We start from the raw sequence: 19,585 nt of genomic DNA, 5'->3' as shown, positions 1-19,585 counted from the left end.
CCGGGAAAGGCGTCCGGACTACGGTCGTAGGTAGCGCCCGGCGCCCGGCTGGGCTGCGGGATCGCCCTCCTTAGAGGAACGTACAGGACGCCGGGCGGCAGCACCGCCGGGGCTTCATGCCATCGGTGACTGCCAGTGGCCCCGGTCACAGCGGTTCACTGGCCTTGCCACCCGCCGCCGGACGTACAGCGTCGAGCACCGCACCGGGCACCGCGCCCACCCGTCCGGCCGGCGACGACTTGAGGAGACACCCGCATGGAGTTCCTTCGGCCCGCCACCTGGGACGAGGCACTCGCGGCGAAGGCCGAGCACCCGGCCGCGCTGCCCATCTCGGGCGGTACGGACGTCATGGTCGAGCTGAACTTCGACGTGCACCGGCCACCCGCGATCCTCGACCTGAACCGCGTCACCGAGCTCACCGAGTGGACGACCGAACGGACCGCGGCCGGCGAGGCCGTCCGGCTCGGCGCCGCCGTCCCCTACAGCCGGATCATCGCCGAGCTGTCCGGCCCGCTGCCCGGCCTGGCGTTGGCCGCGCACACCGTCGGCTCGCCGCAGATCCGCAACCGGGGCACCGTCGGCGGCAACCTCGGCGCGGCCTCGCCGGCCGGCGACTCCCACCCGGCGCTGCTGGCGGCCGGCCGGGACGTCCTGGTCGAGGCGGCCTCGGTGCGCGGCACCCGGCTGATCCCGATCGACGACTTCTACACCGGGGTCAAGCGCAACAGCCTGGAGCCGGACGAGCTGATCCGCGCGGTCCGGATCCCGGCCGCCGACGGCCCGCAGCAGTTCTCCAAGATCGGCACCCGCAACGCGATGGTGATCGCGGTCTGCGCGTTCGGCTTCGCGCTGCACCCGCGGACCGGCACCGTCGGCACCGGCATCGGTTCGGCCGCCCCCACCCCGCGCCGCGCCGTCGAGGCCGAGGAGTACCTGCGGGAGGTGCTCGCCGAGCGCGGCCTGTGGCACAGCGGCGACCTGCTGGGCGCCGAGGTGGTCCAGCGGTTCGGCGAGCTGGTCAAGGCCGCCGCCGCCCCGATCGACGACGTCCGGGGCACCGCCGACTACCGGCGGCACGCGCTCGCCGTGATGGCGCGCCGGACCCTGACCTGGACCTGGAACGACTACCGCAAGCAGATCAGGAGCGCGGCATGAGGGTCACGTTCACCGCCAACGGCAAGCCGGTCGAGGCCGACGACGTGTGGGAGGGCGAGAGCCTGCTCTACGTGCTGCGCGAGCGGGTCGGCCTGCCCGGCTCCAAGAACGCCTGCGAGCAGGGCGAGTGCGGTTCCTGCACGGTCTACCTGGACGGGGTGCCGGTCTGCTCCTGCCTGGTCGCGGCCGGCCAGGTGCAGGACCGCGAGGTGCGCACCGTCGAGGGGCTGGGCGCCGAGGACGGCGGGCTGGGCCTGGTCCAGCAGGCGTTCGTGGACGCCGGCGCCGTCCAGTGCGGCTTCTGCACGCCGGGCCTGCTGGTGCAGACCGACGCGCTGCTGGAGGAGGACGCCCAGCCGTCCGACGCCGACATCCGCGAGGCGCTCTCCGGCAACCTGTGCCGCTGCACCGGCTACGAGAAGATCATGGACGCGGTGCGGCTGGCCTCCGCCCGCAAGTGCGCCGGGAAGGCGGCCGGAGGGGCGGTGTCGGCATGAGCACCCGCGCTTCGCACACCCCCGCCGCGAGCACCCGCGCGATCCGGGGGCAGAAGAACCTCCAGGACATCCGGCAGACCAGCGAGCACGGCATCGGCGCCTCGCCGCTGCGCCCGGACGGCACGCTGAAGGTGCGCGGCGAGTTCGCGTACTCCTCCGACCTGTGGCACGAGGACATGCTCTGGGGCACGGCGCTGCGCTCGCCGCACCCCCGGGCGAGGATCCTGAGCGTCGACATCACCGAGGCCCTGAAGGTCCCCGGCGTGCACGCCGTGCTCACCCACGAGGACGTCCCCGGCTCGAAGTACTACGGCCTGGAGATCGCCGACCAGCCGGCCCTGGCGATCGACCGGATCCGCTACCACGGCGAGCCGATCGCGCTGGTCGCCGCCGACCACCCGGAGACCGCCCGGCGCGCCGCGAAGAAGATCGAGGTCGAGTACGAGGTGCTCACCCCGATCGTCACCGAGGAGCAGTGCCTGCACCCGGAGACCTACGGGTACGTGCACGAGCCGCACGAGTACAAGGCGCACGCCCACGGCAACATCTGCCACGAGCAGCGGCTGGTCTCCGGCCTCGGGGTGACCGACGAGGTGCGGGCGCTGGCGGACGTGGTGGTCAGCGGCAGCTACGAGGTCGGCATGCAGGACCAGGCCTTCCTCGGCCCGGAGTCCGGGCTGGCGGTGCCCGCCGAGGACGGCGGCGTCGACCTCTACATCGCCACCCAGTGGCTGCACGTGGACCGCAAGCAGATGGCGCCGGTGCTCGGCCTGCCGGAGGAGAAGGTCCGGCTGACCCTGGCCGGCGTGGGCGGGGCGTTCGGCGGCCGCGAGGACCTCTCGATGCAGATCCACGCCTGCCTGCTGGCCCTGCACACCGGCAAGCCGGTCAAGATCGTCTACTCCCGGGACGAGTCCTTCTTCGGCCACGTCCACCGCCACCCGGCCCGGATGTACTACGAGCACGGCGCCACCAGGGACGGCAAGCTGGTCTACGCCGACGCCCGGATCGTGCTGGACGGCGGGGCCTACACCTCCGCCTCGCCCGCCGTGGTCGGCAACGCCGCCTCGCTCGGACACGGCCCGTACGTGATCCCCAACGTCCGGATGCACGCCCTCGCGCTCTACAGCAACAACCCGTCCTGCGGGGCGATGCGCGGCTTCGGCGCCGTGCAGGCCGCGTTCGGCTACGAGTCCCAGATGGACAAGCTGGCCGCCGCGCTCGACCTGGACCCGGTCGTCTTCCGGCAGCTCAACGCCGTCAAGCAGGGCGACCACATGCCCACCGGCCAGGAGATCGACGCGCCCGCCCCGGTCGCCGAACTGCTCCAGCGGGTCAAGGACATGCCGCTGCCGCCGCCGCTGGACCTCGACGACCCGGACGTCCGGCAGCTGCCCGGCGCGCTCTCCAACACCTCGCACGGCGAGGGCATCGTGCGCGGCGTCGGCTACTCGGTCGGCATCAAGAACGTCGGCTTCTCCGAGGGCTTCGACGACTACTCCACCGCCCGGGTCCGGCTGGAGGTGATCGGCGGCGAGCCGGTCGCCCTGGTGCACACCGCGATGGCCGAGGTCGGGCAGGGCGGCGTCACCGTGCACGCCCAGATCGCCCGCACCGAGCTGGGCGTCGAGCAGGTCACCATCCAGCCCGCCGACACCCAGGTCGGCTCGGCCGGTTCCACCTCCGCCTCCCGGCAGACCTACATGACCGGCGGCGCCGTCAAGCTGGCCGCCGAGGCGGTGCGGCGGGAGCTCATCGAGAAGGGCCGGCGCCGCTACGGCTGGACCCGGCAGGACCTCACGCTCAGCGGCGGCAAGGTCGTCTCGGCCTCGGCCGGCCCGCTGGTCCCGATGGTCGACCTGCTCGGCGAGGACGCGATCGAGGCCACCCGCGAGCACCACCACCGCCCGACCACCCCGCTCGACCCGGTCACCGGGCAGGGCTTCGGCCACGTCCAGTACACCTTCTGCGCCAACCGCGCGGTGGTCGACGTGGACGTCGAGCTGGGCCTGGTCAAGGTGGTCGAGCTGAGCGCCGTCCAGGACGTCGGCAAGGCGCTCAACCCGCTCTCGGTGGTCGGCCAGATCCAGGGCGGCTGCACCCAGGCGCTCGGGCTCGCGGTGATGGAGGAGATCGTCCTGCGGGACGGGAAGGTGCGCAACGCCTCCTTCACCGACTACCTGATCCCGACCATCCTGGACACCCCGCCGATCCCGGTCGAGATCCTCGAACTGCCCGACCCCAACGCCCCGTACGGGCTGCGCGGGGTGGGCGAGGCGCCGACCGTCTCGGCGACGCCGTCCATCGTGGCCGCCATCCGCAACGCCACCGGGCTGGCGCTGGAGCGGATCCCGGTCCGGCCCGAGCACCTGACCACCGAGCGGCCCGGGGCGCTGTAGGGCCCCCGTCCGTTCGGAACGGCACCATCCCGCCATCGCACCACGGTCGCCGCCGGCCCACGCCGGGGCCGGCGGCGCCGCGTCCCACCCGCGCGCCCGTGAGTCGAAACGTCCCCCTGTGCCACGGCTTCATCGACTGGCTGTCAGGTCGGCTCGCCCACCCCAACCCCCTTTGACACTTGGGAGTGGACATGACCAGGATCCCCACGGAGCCCGGCACCACTGACGACAGATCCACCCCGGCGGAGACCCCCGCCCCGGCCCCGGCATCGGCCCCCGCGGCGCCCAGGAACGCGCTGGACGCCTACTTCAAGATCTCCGCCCGGGGATCGACCCTCGCCAACGAACTCCGCGGCGGCCTCACCACGTTCATGGCGATGGCCTACATCATCCTGCTGAACCCGATCATCCTGAGCGGCGCCGACGCCACCGGCGCCACGCTCGACCACGCCGCGCTCACCACCGCCACCGCGCTCGCGGCCGCCGTCACCACCGTCCTGATGGGCCTGGTCGGCAACGTCCCGCTGGCCCTCGCCGCCGGTCTCTCCGTCTCCGGCGCCGTCTCCGCCCTCGTGGTCCCGCACACCACCTGGCCGCAGGCGATGGGCCTGTGCGTGGTCTACGGCCTGCTGATCGTGCTGCTGGTGGTCTCCGGCCTGCGCGAACGGATCATGGACGGCATCCCGCTGCCGCTCAAGCACGCCATCACCATCGGCATCGGACTGTTCGTCACCGTCATCGGCCTCTACAAGGCCGGGTTCGTCCACACCGGCGGACCCACCCCGCTCTCGCTCGGCCCCGCCGGCGAACTCGCCGGCTGGCCGGTGCTGGTCTTCTGCGTCACCCTGCTCGCCGTCTTCGTGCTGATGGCCCGCAACGTGCGCGGCGCCATCCTGCTCGGCATCGCCGGCGGCACCGTCCTCGCCATGGCCGTCAACCGCCTCGCCGACGTCCCCGCCCAGGCCTGGCGCAACTCCGCCCCGGTCTGGCCCGGCTCCCCCGTCTCCGCGCCCGACTTCAGCCTGTTCGGCGACATCGACCTGTTCGGTGCCTTCGGCGGGCGGAGCATGGGCGCGATCAGCGCCTCGGTCGCGGTCTTCACCCTCGTCCTGGCCGGCTTCTTCGACGCGATGGCCACCATCATCGGCGTCGGCACCGAGGCCGGGCTAGCCGACCGGCGGGGCCGGATGCCCGGCCTGTCCAGGGCCCTGCTCGTCGACGGCGCCGGCGGCGCGATCGGCGGCCTGGCCGGCGCCTCCGGGCAGACCGTCTTCGTCGAGTCCGCCACCGGCGTCGGCGACGGCGCCCGCACCGGGCTCGCCTCCACGGTCACCGGCGGGCTCTTCGCCCTGATGCTGTTCCTCTCGCCGCTGGCCGGGCTCGTCCCGGTCGAGGTCGCCGCCGCCGCCCTCGTCGTCATCGGCTCGATGATGATGAGCCAGGCCCGGCACATCGACTGGTCCGACCGCGAGGTGGCCGTCCCGGCCTTCCTCACCTGCGTGCTGATGCCGCTCACCTACAGCATCACGGCGGGCGTCGCGGCCGGCGTCGTCTCCTACACGGTGATCAAGGCCGGGCAGGGGAAGTGGCGCGAGCCCGGGGCGCTGATGTGGATCCTCACCGCGGTCTTCCTCGTCTACTTCGCGCTCACCCCGGTCAAGTCCTGGCTGGGGGTGCACTGACTCGGACGGTGCCGACCCGACGGCGCTGATTCGAACGCCACGGCCGCCGTACGGGATCGTTCTCCCGTACGGCGGCCTCGGCCACCCGCACCGCCCGCCTTCCCGACACTCGTCCGCCCCGTTTGACTACCCTCGAAAGCGACAAGGAGCTCCCGACATGCAGGACATCGCCGAGCAGCTACTGGCCTGGCACGCGTCCGGCCGGTCCTTCGCCGTGGCCACGGTCGTCGGGGTCACCGGCAGCGCGCCCCGGGACCCGGGCGCCGCGCTCGCCGTCGACGCGGCCGGCGAGGCCGTCGGCAGCGTCTCCGGCGGCTGCGTCGAGGGGGCCGTCTACGAGCTCTGCCAAGCCGCCATCGCCTCCGGGGAGCCCGTGCTGGAGCGCTTCGGCTACAGCGACGAGGACGCCTTCGCGGTCGGCCTGACCTGCGGCGGAATCCTCGACGTCCTGGTCCAGCCGGTCGTCCCCGGCACCGACCCCGCGCTCGACACCGGCATCGCCCTGATCGCCGCCGGCACCCCCGTGGCCCTCGCCCGGGTCATCGCCGGCCCCGCCGGACTGCTCGGCACCACCGTCGCCGTCACCGCCGACGCCCACCACGGCGCCCTCTCCCCCGCCCCGACCGTCGCCGCCCCGCTGGAGCGCGCCGTCGTCACGGAGGCCCGGGCCATGCTGGAGGCCGGGCGCACCGGACGCCTCGTCCTCGGCCTCGACGGACGCCCCTGCGACGACCACGGCCAGGGCACCGTCACCCTCTTCGTCGAGTCGTACGTCCCCGCGCCGCGGATGCTGGTGTTCGGGGCGATCGACTTCGCCGCGGCCGTGGTCCGGATCGGCAAGTTCCTCGGCTACCACGTCACCGTCTGCGACGCCCGGCCCGTCTTCGCCACCGCCCGGCGCTTCCCCGAGGCCGACCGGGTCGTCGTCGACTGGCCGCACCGCTACCTCGACGCCCAGCTCGACCACCTGGACGGCCGGACCGTGCTGTGCGTGCTCACCCACGACGCCAAGTTCGACATCCCGCTGCTGGAACGCGCGCTGCGGCTGCCGGTCGGCTACGTCGGCGCGATGGGCTCCCGCCGCACCCACCGCGAACGCGAGGCCCAACTGCGCGAGGCCGGCCTGACCGAGGCCGAGATCGGACGGCTGCGCTCCCCCATCGGCCTCGACCTCGGTGCCCGCACCCCCGAGGAGACCGCCGTCTCGGTCGCCGCCGAGATCGTCGCCCACCGGCGCGGCGGCAGCTGCCTGCCGCTCAGCGCCGGGGACGGGCCGATCCACCACGGCCTCCCGGCCGTCACGGCTCCGGACGCCGGCGGCGCCCCGTCCACCCCGCACGCCGCCTAGCGGTTTGCGGGTCCCAGGGGGCTCAGGGGCTCAGGTCACCACGTTGTAGGCCTCGCAGATCAGCGGCGGTGTGGTCGGCATGCCCACCTCCTGGAGGATCGGCATCAGCACCGCCGCGAAGTGGTCGAACGCCTCCCGCGACTCCCAGACGTCCGTGACGTGCCACCCCCGGCCGTCCGGCGTCGGGCCCGCCGCGTGCAGCACCAGGCCGCGCACCGGCCAGTCAGAGGGCCGGTTCAACCCGGTGCCGCCGGTCAGCCGGTCCAGCGCCTCCTCGTACTGCTCCCGGCTGACCTCGGGAAGGTCGAACACCACGATGATCGCCATGGCACGGCTCCTCTGCCTGTTGCCGGTCGCCGGTCGCCTGTTGCCTGTCGCCGGTTGACCGTCCGCCCCTTCCCAGTGCAGCCCGCGCGCCGCCGGGGCGGCCAACCCGGTACCGCCGACCGGGTGAATTGCGGGGCCGCCACGGCGGCGGGACGCTGGAGGCGTGGACCCGCCCGCCCCCTCGGCGGGCCCGGAGAGGAGCACCGCCATGCGCGCGCTGCTGGAGATCGAACTGGACACCGCGACCACCAACAAGGCCATCGCGGACGGCACCATCCTGACGACCTTCGAACGGCTGATGGCCGACCTCAAGCCCGAGGCCGCCTACGCCTTCGCCCGCAACGGCCGGCGCTGCCAGATCGTCGTCGTCGACATCGCCGACGAGGCCGCCCTACCGTCCATCTGCGAACCGTTCTGGCTGGAGTTCAACGCCAGCATCGACGTGCACATCTGCATGAACCCGGCGGAGCTGCGCGAGGGCCTGGGCCGGCTCGGCCGGACGTCCTAGTCCCGCGTCCCAGTCCTGCGTCCCAGCCCTGCGTCCCAGCCCTGCGTCCCAGCCCTGCGTCCCAGTCCTACGTCTTAGTCCGCGAGCGCCAGCTTCACGCCGAAGCCGACCACCACCAGACCGGTCACCCGGTCCATCACCCGGCGCGCCACCGGACGGTTCAGCCAGCCGCGCAGCACCTGCGCGAACCCCACCAGCGCCGTCGACCAGACCAGCCCCTCCAGCACGTGCACGCAGGTCAGCGCCACACCGGCGGCGAAGTGCGGCGCCCCGGCCGGGATGAACTGCGGCAGCATCGCCACGTAGAAGACGCCCACCTTCGGGTTGAGCAGGTTGGTCAGCGTGCCGCGCCGCCAGCCGGCCGCCATCCCGCCGTCCGCCGGGGCCGCGCCCTTGGCTTCGGCCTCGGCCTCGCCCGCGCCCTTGCCCTCGGCCTTGCCCTCGGCCTTCGCCTTGACGCTGGCGCGCAGCATCCCGACGCCCATCCACACCAGGTAGGCCGCCCCGGCCCAGCGCAGCACCTCGTACGCCAGCTGGGAGGCGGTCAGCAGCGCCGTCACCCCGGCCGAGGTGAGGGTCCCCCAGAACAGCGTCCCGGTCTGGATCCCGAGCACCACCCCCCAGGCCTGCCGCCGGTGGCCGAGCGCCGAGGTGCGCAGGATCAGGGCGGTGTCCAGGCCCGGTGTGAGCGTCAGCAGCCCCACGACGAGGGCGAAGGACCACAGTGCGGTCGTCATCTCCATGGCCCCTGATGGTACGTCCACGGTCCTTGATCATGCGGACGCGTCCCCCGCGCCGGTCCCCGCCCGGCCAGCCGGCCGGGCCAGTCGGTCAGGCCAGTCGGTCAGGGCAGGCGGTCAGGGCAGGCGGCCGGGTCGGTCGGTCAGGGCAGGCGGCGGACCCGTTCGGCGACCCGGCGGCCCTCCTGCTCGGTCGGGTCGTACGCCACCCGCTGGCCCTCGACGAGCGTCCGGTCGCCGCCGTCCGCCGCCACGATCGAGTCGAAGTACACGTACAGCGCCGGTCCGTCCTCGTCGGGGGTGATCAGGCCGTAGCCGTGGTTCGCGTGGTAGGACTGCACGGTGCCGGTGGCCATGGCGGCCTCCTCGTCCATCAGGGGACGGGCGGATCCCGTCGGCACCCATGATCGACGCGGAACGGCCCGGGCGCGCGTCCGGCGGCCCCGGTGGGAGGACGACGGCGATGCGGACGGCCCGGGCGATCTCGCTGCTCCTGCTCCTCCAGGCCCGGCGCGCCATGACCGGCGCCGAACTGGCCGCCGAACTGGAGGTCTCCGAGCGCACCGTGCAGCGGGACGTGCTCGCCCTCGCCGAGGCCGGGGTCCCGGTCTACGCCGACCGCGGCCGGGCCGGCGGCTACCGGCTGCTCGACGGCTACCGCACCCGGCTGACCGGCCTCGACCGGGCCGAGGCCGAGGTGCTGCTGCTCGCCGGACTGCCCGGGCCGCTGGGCGACATGGGCCTCGCCGACCCGGCGCTGACCGCGCGGCTCAAGGTGGCCGGCGAGCTCGGCGACGCGCCGTCCGCGGGGGCCCGGCGGTTCCACCTGGACGCGCCCGGCTGGTTCCGCGACGCCCCCGCCCCGCCGCTGCTCGCCGAGGTCGCGCGGGCGGTGTGGGGCGGGCGGCTGCTGCGGATCCGCCACCGGAAGCGGGACGGTGCGGCGGAGGTCGAGCGAATACTGCGGCCGTACGGGCTGGTGCTGAAGGCGGGCGCCTGGTACCTGGTGGCCCGACCCGACGAGGGCGGCGCGTCTGTGTCTGCGTCTGCGTCTGCGTCCGCGCGGGTGTACCGGGTGGACCGGCTGACCGCCGCCGAACCGTCCGGGCGGACCTTCGAACGGGACGAGGAGTTCGACCTCGCCGCGTTCTGGGCGGCCAAGGCCGCGGAGTTCGCCCGCTCCCTGCTCCGGGAGACCGTGACCGTCCGGCTCAGCCCGCTCGGCGTCGACCGCCTGCCGCACCTGCTCGAACCGGTCGCCGCCCGGGAGGCGCTCGCCACCGCCGGCCCGCCGGACGGCCACGGGTGGGTGACCGTCCGGCTGCCCGTCGAGTCGCTCGACGTCGGCTACGAGGACCTGCTGCGCCTCGGCCCGGAGGCCGAGGCGCTCGAACCGCCGTCGCTGCGGCGGCGGTTGGCCGAGGCCGCGGCCCGCACCGCCGCGCGGTACGCCGCCCGGGCGGACGGTCAGCGGTAGCCGGCCGGGTCCAGCGGGCCGGCCGCGCCCTCCACGTCCACCAGGTACCGCCAGGCGTCGGGCCGGCTGCCGTCCAGATCGGTGAAGCCGTACTCCCGGGCCAGCGCGCCGCTGGACAGCGAGGTGCCGTTGAACCGCGCCACCTCCGGATCGGCGGCCAGCGCCACCACCGCCCGGCCGACGTACCCCGGCGACTCCGAGATCCCGAACTGCGGCTCGCCCGCCGTCGCCTCGCGCCACGTCTCCTCGGTGACGCCGAAGTGCTCCAGCATCATCTCCGACCGCATCCACCCCGGCGTGAGCGCCACCGCCGTCGCCCCGCGCGGCCCCAGCTCGTGCCCCAGGGCGAACGCCATCCGCAGCACGGCGGCCTTGGCGACGTCGTAGAAGAACGAGTTCCGGTAGCGGGTCGCGTTGTACTCCGCGGTGCCGTCGGTCATCTCCACCACCAGCCCGCCCGGGCGGCGCAGCAGCAGCGGCAGCAGGTGGTGGCTGGTGACCGCGTGCGTCTCCACCGCGAGGCGCAGCAGCCGCAGCCCCTTGTCCAGGTCGTGCTCCCAGACCGGGCTCTCCCACGCGAACAGCTGCTCGCCGCCCCAGATGTCGTTCACCAGGATGTCCAGCCCGCCCTGCTCGGCCTCGATCCGGGCGGCCACCGCCGCGACCTCGGCGGGCACCAGGTGGTCGGCCCGCACCGCGATCCCCCGCCCGCCGGCCGCCGTCACCAGCGCCGCCGTCTCCTCCAGCGTCTCCGCCCGCCCGTACTCCCCCCGGTGCCCCTCGGCGCTGCGCCCCGTCCCGTACACCGTCGCCCCCGCGGCCCCCAACTGCACCGCGATCCCCCGCCCGGCCCCCCGCGTCGCCCCCGCGACCAGCGCGATCTTGCCCTTCAACGGCTGTGCCATGTCCCGTCCTCCACTCACGTCCCACCGACACCACCGATGCTCCCCGGTAATCCCGACACCTCCTGTCGGGATTACCGAAGTCACCTACCAGCGGACGTATGGCGGCGGTACCATACGCATATGGCTCTCAAGCGCACGACCGTCTACGTCGAAGCCGAGGATCTCGCGGTGATCAAGGAGGCGGCGGCCCGTGAGGGGATAGCGGAAGCGGAGATCATCCGGGAAGGCATCCACCTCGCCGCGATGTCCAGGCGCACCTGGGACGAGCCGTTCTTCAGGGCCACGTACGAGCCGCTCGGCGAAGCCGCGGCGGACGACGTCTGGGCGGAGAAGGCCGCGGCCTACGAGCGGACGAAGTCGACCGCCGCCCCTGATGAACACCGTCGAGGCGCCGCGTGATCGTCGTCATCGCGGACACCTCGGGGCTTCTCGCGGCCCTCGACCGGGCGCACCCGGTTGGCCCCGCCGCGCGAGAGGTACTGGACAGCGCGGGCCTGCTGGTGATCTCGCCGGTACTGCTGAGCGAGCTCGATCATCTGGCTCGGCGGGTCCTGGGGCCCGCCGCGGCAACCCACGCGGTCGACGACGTCGTGCACCGCGTCCGCTCCGGGCGCGCCGTCCTCCCCGAGATCACCGCCGACACGCTGGACGCCGCACAGGCCGTCCGCGCCCGCCACCGCGGTCTCGGCCTCGACCTCGCGGACGCCGTCAACGTCGCCCTCGCGGCGGACTTCCGCACCGACGCGATCCTGACGCTCGATCAACGGGACTTCCGGGCGGTCCGGCCCCTGACCAAGCACAAGGCGTTCCGGGTCCTGCCCTTCGACCTGTGAGGCATCCCGGCGGGCCTCGGGCCGCACGGACGAGCCCGTGCGGCCCGAGGCCCTCGACCGCTTTCGTCGGTCGCGTTTTCGTCAGGTCACGTCGAGGCGGGCGGCGAGGCGGAGGAGGCCGGGGGCGAGGCGGCTGAGGAGGCGGGCGGTCTTGGCCTCGGGGGTGACGGGGACGATCGGCTTGCCGGTGCGGACGGCGGCGAGGATGGCGGCGGCCACCTTCTCGGGCGGGAAGCCGCGGCGGGCGTAGAGCTTCGCGGCGCGGGCCTGCTTGGCGGCCTGCTGGTCGGCCGTGGTGGCGGAGAAGGTGGAGGTGCGGGTGATGTTGGTGTTGACGATGCCCGGGCAGATGGTGGAGACGCCGATCCGGTGGCCGGCGAGTTCGGCGCGCAGGCAGTCGGAGAGCATGAAGACGGCGGCCTTGCTGGTCGCGTAGGCAGTGAGCGCCTTGGCCGGCAGGTAGGCGGCGGCGGAGGCGAGGTTGACGATGTGGCCGCCCTCGCCACGGTCGGCCATCAGGGTGCCGAAGGCGCGGCAGCCGTGGATGACGCCCCAGAGGTTGACGTCGAGGACCCGCTGCCACTCCTTCTCGGTGGTCTCCAGGAAGGTGCCGGAGTGGCCGATGCCCGCGTTGTTGACGACCACGTCGGGCACGCCGTGCTCGGCGGCGACCTGCTGGGCGAAGGCATCGACGGCGGCGCCGTCGCTGACGTCGACCCGGTAGGCGTGGGCGGGCGGGCCGATCAGGCCGGCGAGTTCGGCGGTGCGGCGGGCCGCGTCGAGGTCGAGGTCGCAGACCACCACCCGGGCGCCGTCCTCGGCGAAGGCGAGCGCGGTGGCCCGGCCGATGCCGCTGCCGCCGCCGGTGATGACGACCAGCCGGCCGTCGTCGGCCCGCTGGTCGGCGGTGTCGGGCCGTCCGCCCTCGGTGCGGGCGACGTGTTCGCGGACCATCCCGGCCACGGTGGTTCCCTTCTCCAGCAGCGCGGACCAGTGGCCGGCCCGCAGGGTGCGACGGGTGAGCCGGGGCACCCAGCGTTCCAGGCCCTCGGAGAGGTAGCCGCCGACGTAGCGGTCCTCGGTGAGGGTGATCAGCTGGACCGGCACCTCGGTGGGGCGTTCGCGCGGGTCGCGCAGGGTGGGCCGCATGTTCGCCCGGTACAGCTCGATGCCGCGGACCGCGTCCTGCCGCAGGGTGGGCTGCGGGTGGTCCGGGCGCGGGGTGACGCCCTCCAGGTCGCGCAGCACCCGGGGCCAGGCACGGGCGAGGCCGAGCCGCCACACGCCGGGGGCGAGATAGGGCAGGTGGAAGGCGGTGATGTACCAGGAGTGGACGCCCTGGGAGAGCAGTTGGCGCAGATGGCGCGGGGTGGGGCGGCGCAGCCGGGCGCGCAGCCAGTGCCCCATGTGGTCGAGGCAGGGCCCGGACATGGTGGTGTAGGAGGCGAGCCGGCGTTCGGCGCCGGGGCTGGTGACGGCCTCCCAGGACTGGAGCGAGCCCCAGTCGTGGGCGACGACGTGCACCGGGCGGTCCGGGCTGACCGCGTCGGCGACGGCGAACAGGTCGGCGGCGAGCTGCTCCAGGCGGTAGCCGGCCCGGTCGGCGGGGACTCCGGACGCGCCGGCGCCGCGCACGTCGTAGCGGACCACGTGGTGGTCGCGGGCGAGGTCGGCGGCGACGTCGTCCCAGACGGCGTGGGTGTCGGGGTAGCCGTGCACGAGCAGGACGGTGGGCGCGGCCGGGTCGCCGTCCTCGACGACGGCGAGCGGCAGGCCGCCGGAGTGGACGGTCCGGCGGCGGGTGCTTCGGCTGCTCATCGGGCGGCTCCCTCGGGCTCGGCGGCGGTCTTTGCTGCCGTGGCGGTGTCGGCGTTGGCGGCGGCGTCGGTGTTGGCGTTCCAGCGGCGGACGTGCGGCAGGTCGTCGTCCAGCCAGTAGGCGTCGTCCTCGGTCACCACCAGCAGCTCCTCGAACTTGATGCCGACCTCCCGGAAGCCGATGTGCGGCTCCACCGCCCACAGGCCCGGGGTGGGCGCGTGCCGGGAGGAGCGGCCGTCCGCCCAGAGCGGGGAACGGCCGTGCAGGCGTTCGCTGATCAGCTCGCGGCCGAGGGTCTGGAGGGTGCGCACGCCGAAGCCGAAGACGTTGACGCCGGCCGGGCCGCGGGCGGTCATCCGGGTGACCTGGTGGCCGATCACCCGGCCCGGGTAGACGCGGTGCCGGTTGTCGTAGCCGTGCGCCTCGATCTGCGCGTCGACCGCCGCGTACACCTCGGCGAGCGGCTTGCGGGCGCGGACCTCGGCCAGGATCAGCTCGCGGTAGACCTGGAGGTCGGCGGCCAGCCGGTCCCAGACGCGGTTCTCGCCGACCTTGCCGCCGTAGCCGATGTCGGCGGTGTAGCCGTCCACGACGGGCGCGCAGTCCAGCACGTACGGCATGCCCTCCTGGAGGCGGCGGTTGCCGGCGAAGAACTGCAGCGGGGTGTGGAAGTGGCGGAACGCGGTGCGGTCGCCGAACCAGGCGAACGGGACGTGGAAGAAGTCCTGCACACCGGCGGCGACCAGGCGGCGGCGCAGCTCGGTGGTGGCCTGCCGTTCGGTGACGCCGGGTTCGATCCAGGCGGCGACCTGCTCGGCGCAGTGGTAGGCGAGCTGCTGGGTCTCGCGGAAGCGGGCGAGGTCGCGCTCGGTGAATGGGAAGGCGGGAGTGCGCGGCACGGCGGGGGTCCTTCCGGGGGTAGCTGAGTGGGGCGAGGCTTCCGGCGTCGGCCGGATCAGAGGTCGAGGACGAGGGTCTCGCCCTCGGCGGCCCGGGAGACGCAGGGCAGCAGCGCGCCGGCGGCCCGTTGTCCGGGGGTGAGGCGGCGGTCGCGGTGGTCGGGGGTGCCGGCCAGCAGCCGTACCTCGCAGGTGCCGCAGAAGCCCTGGTGGCAGGAGTACGGCAGGTCGGGGCGGGCCTCACGGAGCACGTCCAGGGCCGAGCGGTCGGCGGGGACGGCCAGGTCGGGGCCGTCGGCGCCGAGGCGGACGGTGAACGGCTCGCCGTCGGTGACCGGGGCGGCGCCGAAGCGTTCGAAGTGCAGGGCGGCGGCGGGCGAGGCGTCCAGGGCGGCCTGGACGGCGGTGAGCATCGGGGCCGGGCCGCAGCAGTAGACGGCCGCGCCGCGCGGGGCGTGGGCGAGCAGTTCGGCGCCGGTGGGCGGGCCGCCGTGCTCGTCGTCGGCGCGCAGGTGGACCCGGGCGGGGTCGAGGGCGCGCAGCTCGTCCGCGTACGGGAGGGTGTCGGCGCGGCGGCCGGTGTGGACGAGGTGCCAGTCCAGGCCGTGCCGTGCGGCCTCGCGGGCCATCGGGAGCAGCGGGGTGATGCCGATGCCGCCGGCCAGCAGCAGGACGGCCGGTTCGGCGCAGAAGGCGAAGCCGTTGCGCGGGCGGCGGGCGCCGAGCCGGGTGCCGGGGTGGAGAGTGTCGTGGACCTCGACGGAGCCGCCACCGCCGTCGGGGAGGCGACGGACGGCGATCCGGTAGGTGGTGCGGTCGGCGGGGTCGCCGCAGAGCGAGTAGTGGCGTTCGCGGCCGGAGGGGAGGGCAAGGCGTAGGTGGGCGCCGGGCTGCCAGGCCGGGAGGGGGCCGCCGGAGGGGTCGGCGAGGGTCAGTTCGACGGCGTCGGCGGCGACCGGGCGGCGGGCGGTGACGACCAGTTGGAGTCCCGGGGTGGGGCGGCTGAACGGGCGTCGGGGGTTGCGGCGGAGCAGCGGGCTGCCGAGCGCGGGGCTGTAGCGGTCGCCGAACGCGGTGAGGAAGCGGAGGAAGGCGTCGGCGCGCGGGCGGCCGTAGAGGTCGGGGGGCGGGGTGCTCAGGTCCATCCGGCGGGGTCCTTGGGTGGGGGGCGGCCGATGACGGGTGACGGCTGACGGAGATCAGCTGACGGATGACAGCTGACAGATAACAGATGACGTCAGTTGTCAGCTGTCAGCCGTCAGCTGTTGCCCGTCGGTCGTCAGCGGCCGGCGGCGGTGCGGGCGGCGGGCGAGGTCGCGAGGTAGCCGAGGGCCTGGCTGGAGGAGCCCTCCTGGGTGGGGTGGTAGCCGGGCCGCAGGTAGCGCAGACCGGAACGGACCGACCTGACCGGGTCGGGCAGCAGGCCGCGCCGGGCGATCCGGCCGGCCTCGCGCCAGGTGGGCCGGAGCCGGCCGTCGAGGGTCGGGTCGGCTGCGAGCAGGAACCGGGCGCCGCGCACCCAGAGGTGCACCAGGAGCGGCCCGGAGATCGCCATGCCGCGGACCCGCCGCAGGTAGCCGGGGTCGAGGTGGACCAGCAGGTCGAACGCGACGCTGCGGTGCTCGACCTCCTCGGCGCCGTGCCAGCGCAGCAGGTCGAGCATGGTCGGGTCGGCCTTGGCGCGGTCCAGGCCCGGGGAGTTGAGCGCCCAGTCGCCGAGGAAGGCGGTGAAGTGCTCGATCGCCGCGATGAAGGCGACCCGCTCGATGACGTTCTCGCGCCGCCGGTGGGCCGTCAGCCCCGGCTTGTCGCCGAGGACGCGGTGGAACAGCCAGGAGACCTGCCGCACGTACGGACGCGGGTCGAGCCCCTGCCCGAGCAGGTGGTCGAGGACCTCCTGGTGCGCCTCCGCGTGGATGGCCTCCTGGCCGATGAACCCGAGGACCTCCTCGCGGAGTTCCTCGTCGCGGATGAGCGGCAGGGCCTCCTTGAAGACCTTGACGAACCAGCGCTCGCCCTCCGGGAGGAGCAGGTGCAGCACGTTGATGATGTGGGTGGCCACCGGCTCGTCGGGGATCCAGTGCAGCGGCAGCCGGGCCCAGTCGAACCGGACGTCGCGCGGCTCCAGGACGAGGCTGTCGTGCACCCGGGCAGCGGGCGCGGCGAGGGCGGGGACGGGGGTGGCGCTGGGCATGGGAGGGCCCTCCTGACCTGCGGGTGGCGGCTCGGTCCGGCAAAAACTACTCGCGGGTAGTGCGAGCCACAAGGGTTTCGACGCCCCTTATCGACATCGAGTCTAATAAGTGATGTGCACCGCGGCGGCCCCCGGGAAACACGAAGGACCCCGCCGGGTACGGCGGGGTCCTCGGTGAGCGCGGTGGGCGCGGTGGGCGCGGGGTCCTCGGTGAGCGCGGCGGGCGCGGTGCGTCAGACCGCCATGGCCAGCATCAGCGGCGCGGCGCGGGCGGCGAGCAGTTCGGCGGCCGCCTTCAGCCGGTGCACGTTGCCGACCGGCATCGAGGTGGCCAGGCAGCCGACCGTGCTGCCGGCGGTCACCGGCACCGCCGCGCAGACCGTGCCCAGCGCGTACTCCTGGATGTCCAGCACCGGGACGGTGGCCGGCTGGCGCTCCAGGCGGTGCATCAGCTGATCGGCGTCGGTGACCGTCCGCGAGGTGAGCCGGGCCACCGGGTGGCGGGACAGGTGGTCCCGGCGCGCGTCGTGGTCGAGTTGGCTGAGCAGGCACTTGCCGATCGCGCTGGCGTGCGCGGTGGCCCGGAAGTCCACCCACTCCTGCACCGCCGGCGCGTGGTCGGCCGCCGAGACCGCCTCGACCGACAACTCGCCGTCGTGGTAGCGGGTGAAGTACACCGCCGCACCCAACTCGTCGCGGATCTCGGCCAGTTTGCGGTCCAGCCGGGCGCGGACGAGCTGCTCCCGGTTGTGTTGGCCGAGCAGCGCGAACGTCCCGCCGAGCACCCAACCGCCGTCCTGGCAGTGCAGGTAGCCCTCGATCTCCAGGATCTCCGCGAGCCGGCGAACCGTCGGCAGACTCAGCGAGGTGTCCCTGGCGAGGGTGACGAGGGTGGCCCCGCCGGGATGCCGGTCGACCGCCTCCAGCAGTCTGAGGGCGTGCTGCAGGGAGGCGAACGGACCGGGCACGCCCTGCTCCGGTACGGCGTGACGGCCCGGGGCTGGTGTCGACATGTCGTCCCCTTCCGATGTCCCCCCGCGACATGACCCGCGGGTAGTGTCCAGCCTATCCACCACCGGACGCCGCCAGCCTCCACTCCGCGGATTTTCGTGGAGGAGCGGTGAAGCACTTGACTGGCATATGCCCCACCCTCGCCTCCGCCACCCGTCCCCCAGGGCGTCCGAATCCGGACACGTCAGGAATCGTCGGCGGTTCGTCACTGGTTCGTCAGCGGTCCGTCCGCAGCTCGTCGGAAGCCGTCAGGAACCGTCAGGCTTCGTCGGCGCTGCGCAGTTCGGCGACGGCGGCCGCCAGGCGGGCGCCGTACTCCTCGTCGGCGGCGTGGAAGTGGGCGAGGTTCCGCTCGACGACGTCGTCCCGGGAGACCTGCGCCAGGGAGCCGGCCAGGTTGTCGATCAGCCGGCCCCGCTCGGCCTCGGACATCAGCCGGTAGAGCTCGCCGGCCTGGAAGAAGTCGTCGTCCTTGACGTGGGCCGGGGTGGCGTGGGTGCCGGTCCGGCCGCTCAGCCCGACCGGGGCGGCGAGGGCGGCGTCGCTCTGCACCGGGCCGCCGTGCGAGTTGGGCTCGTAGTTCCGGTCCCGGCCCGCCGGGTTGAGCGCGCCGAGGCCGTCCCGGCCGTAGTTGGCCGCCTCGGTGGCGCGCGGGGCGTTGACCGGCAGCTGGGTGTGGTTGACGCCGAGCCGGTAGCGCTGGGCGTCGGCGTAGGCGAACAGGCGGCCCTGGAGCATCTTGTCCGGCGACGGGCCGATGCCGGGCACGAAGTTGTTCGGGGAGAACGCGGCCTGCTCGACCTCGGCGAAGACGTTCTCGGGGTTGCGGTTGAGCACCAGGCGGCCGACCTTGACCAGCGGGTGGTCCGCGTGCGGCCAGACCTTGGTGACGTCGAAGGGGTTGAACCGGTAGTCGGCGGCCTCGGCGACCGGCATCAGCTGGACGTAGAGCGTCCAGGACGGGAACACCCCGCGCCCGATGGCCTGGTGGAGGTCGCGCTGGTGGCTGTCGGCGTCGTCGCCGACCGCCTCGGCGGCCTGCCGGGCGTCCAGCGAGCGGATGCCCTGATTGGTCTTGAAGTGGTACTTCACCCAGTGGGCCTCGCCGTCCTCGTTGACCCACTGGTAGGTGTGCGAGCCGTAGCCGTTCATGTGGCGGTAGGAGGCGGGGATGCCGCGGTCGCCGAACAGCCAGGTGATCTGGTGGGTCGAGGCCGGCGAGTGGGCCCAGAAGTCCCAGACGTTGTCGGCCTCCTGGACGCCGGTGTACGGGTCGCGCTTCTGCGAGTGGATGAAGTCCGGGAACTTCAGCGGGTCCTTGATGAAGAAGACCGGGGTGTTGTTGCCGACGAGGTCGTAGTTGCCCTGCTCGGTGTAGAACTTGACCGCGAAGCCGCGCGGGTCGCGCACCGCGTCGTTCGAGCCCAGGTTGCCCGCGACGGTGGAGAACCGCAGGAAGACCTCGGTGCGCTTGCCGACCTCGGCCAGGAACGCGGCCCGGGTGTACCGCGACACCTCGTCGGTGACCTCGAAGTAGCCGTAGGCGCCGGAGCCGCGCGCGTGCACGACGCGCTCCGGGATGCGCTCGCGGTTGAACCGGGCGAGCTTCTCCAGCAGGTGCTGATCCTGGATCAGCAGCGGACCGTACTCGCCGGCCGAGGCGGAGTTCTGGTTGTCGGCGACCGGGGCACCGGACTCCGTGGTCAGGATCTTGGGCATGGCGGGTCCTTCGGATGTCGGTGAGGGCTTTACGTGGAGCCTGATGTGACGTCACATCAGTTCGAGGAAGGCG

The 19,585-nt window shown here is 73.7% G+C and carries 19 protein-coding genes; 9 read left to right on the top strand and 10 right to left on the bottom strand.

Annotated features, from left to right (window positions below; genetic code table 11):
* The first annotated feature begins 255 nt into the window (after positions 1–255).
* From AB0N76_RS21885 to AB0N76_RS21865, 5 genes are all read left to right on the top strand, one after another.
* Positions 256–1,155, top strand: coding sequence for an FAD binding domain-containing protein (locus AB0N76_RS21885; protein ID WP_363559300.1), 900 nt, complete (start codon positions 256–258; stop codon positions 1,153–1,155).
* Entirely contained in the window at positions 1,152–1,652 is a 501-nt protein-coding gene (locus AB0N76_RS21880) for a (2Fe-2S)-binding protein (protein WP_363559298.1), read from the top strand. The genes AB0N76_RS21885 and AB0N76_RS21880 overlap by 4 nt, the downstream gene beginning before the upstream one ends.
* Entirely contained in the window at positions 1,649–4,051 is a 2,403-nt protein-coding gene (gene pucD / locus AB0N76_RS21875; protein ID WP_363559296.1) for a xanthine dehydrogenase subunit D, read from the top strand. Before AB0N76_RS21880 ends, pucD begins: the two co-directional genes overlap by 4 nt.
* 191 nt (positions 4,052–4,242) lie before the next feature.
* Complete coding sequence (locus AB0N76_RS21870; protein ID WP_363559294.1) at positions 4,243–5,733, top strand: NCS2 family permease; 1,491 nt, start codon at positions 4,243–4,245, stop codon at positions 5,731–5,733.
* A 157-nt stretch (positions 5,734–5,890) separates the two neighbouring features.
* Positions 5,891–7,081: an XdhC/CoxI family protein gene (locus AB0N76_RS21865; RefSeq protein ID WP_363559292.1), complete on the top strand. Its 1,191-nt coding sequence runs from the start codon at positions 5,891–5,893 to the stop codon at positions 7,079–7,081.
* A gap of 30 nt (positions 7,082–7,111) precedes the next feature.
* Here AB0N76_RS21865 and AB0N76_RS21860 read toward each other — a convergent pair whose 3' ends face one another.
* A complete protein-coding gene (locus tag AB0N76_RS21860) occupies positions 7,112–7,408 on the bottom strand; it encodes a hypothetical protein (protein WP_363559290.1) in 297 nt (98 codons plus the stop codon).
* A gap of 208 nt (positions 7,409–7,616) precedes the next feature.
* Here AB0N76_RS21860 and AB0N76_RS21855 point away from each other — a divergent pair, with 208 nt between their 5' ends.
* Positions 7,617–7,916 carry a hypothetical protein gene (locus AB0N76_RS21855; protein WP_363559288.1) on the top strand — a complete coding sequence of 100 codons (300 nt, stop codon included), beginning with the start codon at positions 7,617–7,619 and terminating at the stop codon, positions 7,914–7,916.
* A 74-nt stretch (positions 7,917–7,990) separates the two neighbouring features.
* Here AB0N76_RS21855 and AB0N76_RS21850 read toward each other — a convergent pair whose 3' ends face one another.
* Both AB0N76_RS21850 and AB0N76_RS21845 read right to left on the bottom strand, forming a co-directional pair.
* On the bottom strand, positions 7,991–8,659 hold the full coding sequence (locus AB0N76_RS21850; RefSeq protein ID WP_363559286.1) for a LysE family translocator: 669 nt from the start codon (positions 8,657–8,659) through the stop codon (positions 7,991–7,993).
* Between the two features lie 140 nt (positions 8,660–8,799).
* Positions 8,800–9,012, bottom strand: coding sequence for a cold shock domain-containing protein (locus tag AB0N76_RS21845; protein ID WP_363559284.1), 213 nt, complete (start codon positions 9,010–9,012; stop codon positions 8,800–8,802).
* Positions 9,013–9,119: 107 nt separating this feature from the next.
* Here AB0N76_RS21845 and AB0N76_RS21840 point away from each other — a divergent pair, with 107 nt between their 5' ends.
* The gene (locus AB0N76_RS21840) at positions 9,120–10,133 is read left to right on the top strand and encodes a WYL domain-containing protein (protein WP_363559282.1); all 1,014 of its coding nucleotides are present in this window, start codon (positions 9,120–9,122) and stop codon (positions 10,131–10,133) included.
* On the opposite strand, the gene AB0N76_RS21835 is transcribed toward AB0N76_RS21840, so the two are convergent.
* Positions 10,124–11,038, bottom strand: coding sequence for an SDR family oxidoreductase (locus AB0N76_RS21835; RefSeq protein ID WP_363559280.1), 915 nt, complete (start codon positions 11,036–11,038; stop codon positions 10,124–10,126). The two genes, AB0N76_RS21840 and AB0N76_RS21835, sit on opposite strands and share 10 nt — an antisense overlap.
* A gap of 120 nt (positions 11,039–11,158) precedes the next feature.
* On the opposite strand from AB0N76_RS21835, the gene AB0N76_RS21830 reads away from it, so the two are divergent.
* Complete coding sequence (locus AB0N76_RS21830; protein WP_363559278.1) at positions 11,159–11,437, top strand: hypothetical protein; 279 nt, start codon at positions 11,159–11,161, stop codon at positions 11,435–11,437.
* Positions 11,434–11,871 (top strand): PIN domain-containing protein, encoded by a 438-nt coding sequence (locus AB0N76_RS21825; protein ID WP_363559276.1) that lies wholly within the window; start codon positions 11,434–11,436, stop codon positions 11,869–11,871. Before AB0N76_RS21830 ends, AB0N76_RS21825 begins: the two co-directional genes overlap by 4 nt.
* Positions 11,872–11,952: 81 nt before the next feature.
* On the opposite strand, the gene AB0N76_RS21820 is transcribed toward AB0N76_RS21825, so the two are convergent.
* The 6 genes from AB0N76_RS21820 to AB0N76_RS21795 form a co-directional block, all read right to left on the bottom strand.
* Positions 11,953–13,689, bottom strand: coding sequence for an SDR family oxidoreductase (locus AB0N76_RS21820; protein WP_363559274.1), 1,737 nt, complete (start codon positions 13,687–13,689; stop codon positions 11,953–11,955).
* Positions 13,686–14,588, bottom strand: a complete 903-nt coding sequence (locus AB0N76_RS21815; RefSeq protein ID WP_363559272.1) for a M24 family metallopeptidase — start codon at positions 14,586–14,588, stop codon at positions 13,686–13,688. The genes AB0N76_RS21820 and AB0N76_RS21815 overlap by 4 nt, the downstream gene beginning before the upstream one ends.
* Positions 14,589–14,644: 56 nt before the next feature.
* Positions 14,645–15,733 (bottom strand): PDR/VanB family oxidoreductase, encoded by a 1,089-nt coding sequence (locus tag AB0N76_RS21810; RefSeq protein ID WP_363559270.1) that lies wholly within the window; start codon positions 15,731–15,733, stop codon positions 14,645–14,647.
* Between the two features lie 134 nt (positions 15,734–15,867).
* Positions 15,868–16,782, bottom strand: a complete 915-nt coding sequence (locus tag AB0N76_RS21805; RefSeq protein WP_363559268.1) for a metal-dependent hydrolase — start codon at positions 16,780–16,782, stop codon at positions 15,868–15,870.
* Positions 16,783–17,015: 233 nt separating this feature from the next.
* Positions 17,016–17,795, bottom strand: coding sequence for an IclR family transcriptional regulator C-terminal domain-containing protein (locus AB0N76_RS21800; protein WP_363559266.1), 780 nt, complete (start codon positions 17,793–17,795; stop codon positions 17,016–17,018).
* A gap of 256 nt (positions 17,796–18,051) precedes the next feature.
* The gene (locus tag AB0N76_RS21795; RefSeq protein ID WP_363559264.1) at positions 18,052–19,512 is read right to left on the bottom strand and encodes a catalase; all 1,461 of its coding nucleotides are present in this window, start codon (positions 19,510–19,512) and stop codon (positions 18,052–18,054) included.
* Positions 19,513–19,585: the final 73 nt, after the last annotated feature.

It is taken from the genome of Kitasatospora sp. NPDC093806, assembly GCF_040683335.1.
GTDB lineage: Bacteria > Actinomycetota > Actinomycetes > Streptomycetales > Streptomycetaceae > Kitasatospora.
This window is presented reverse-complemented; position numbering and strand designations above follow the sequence as displayed.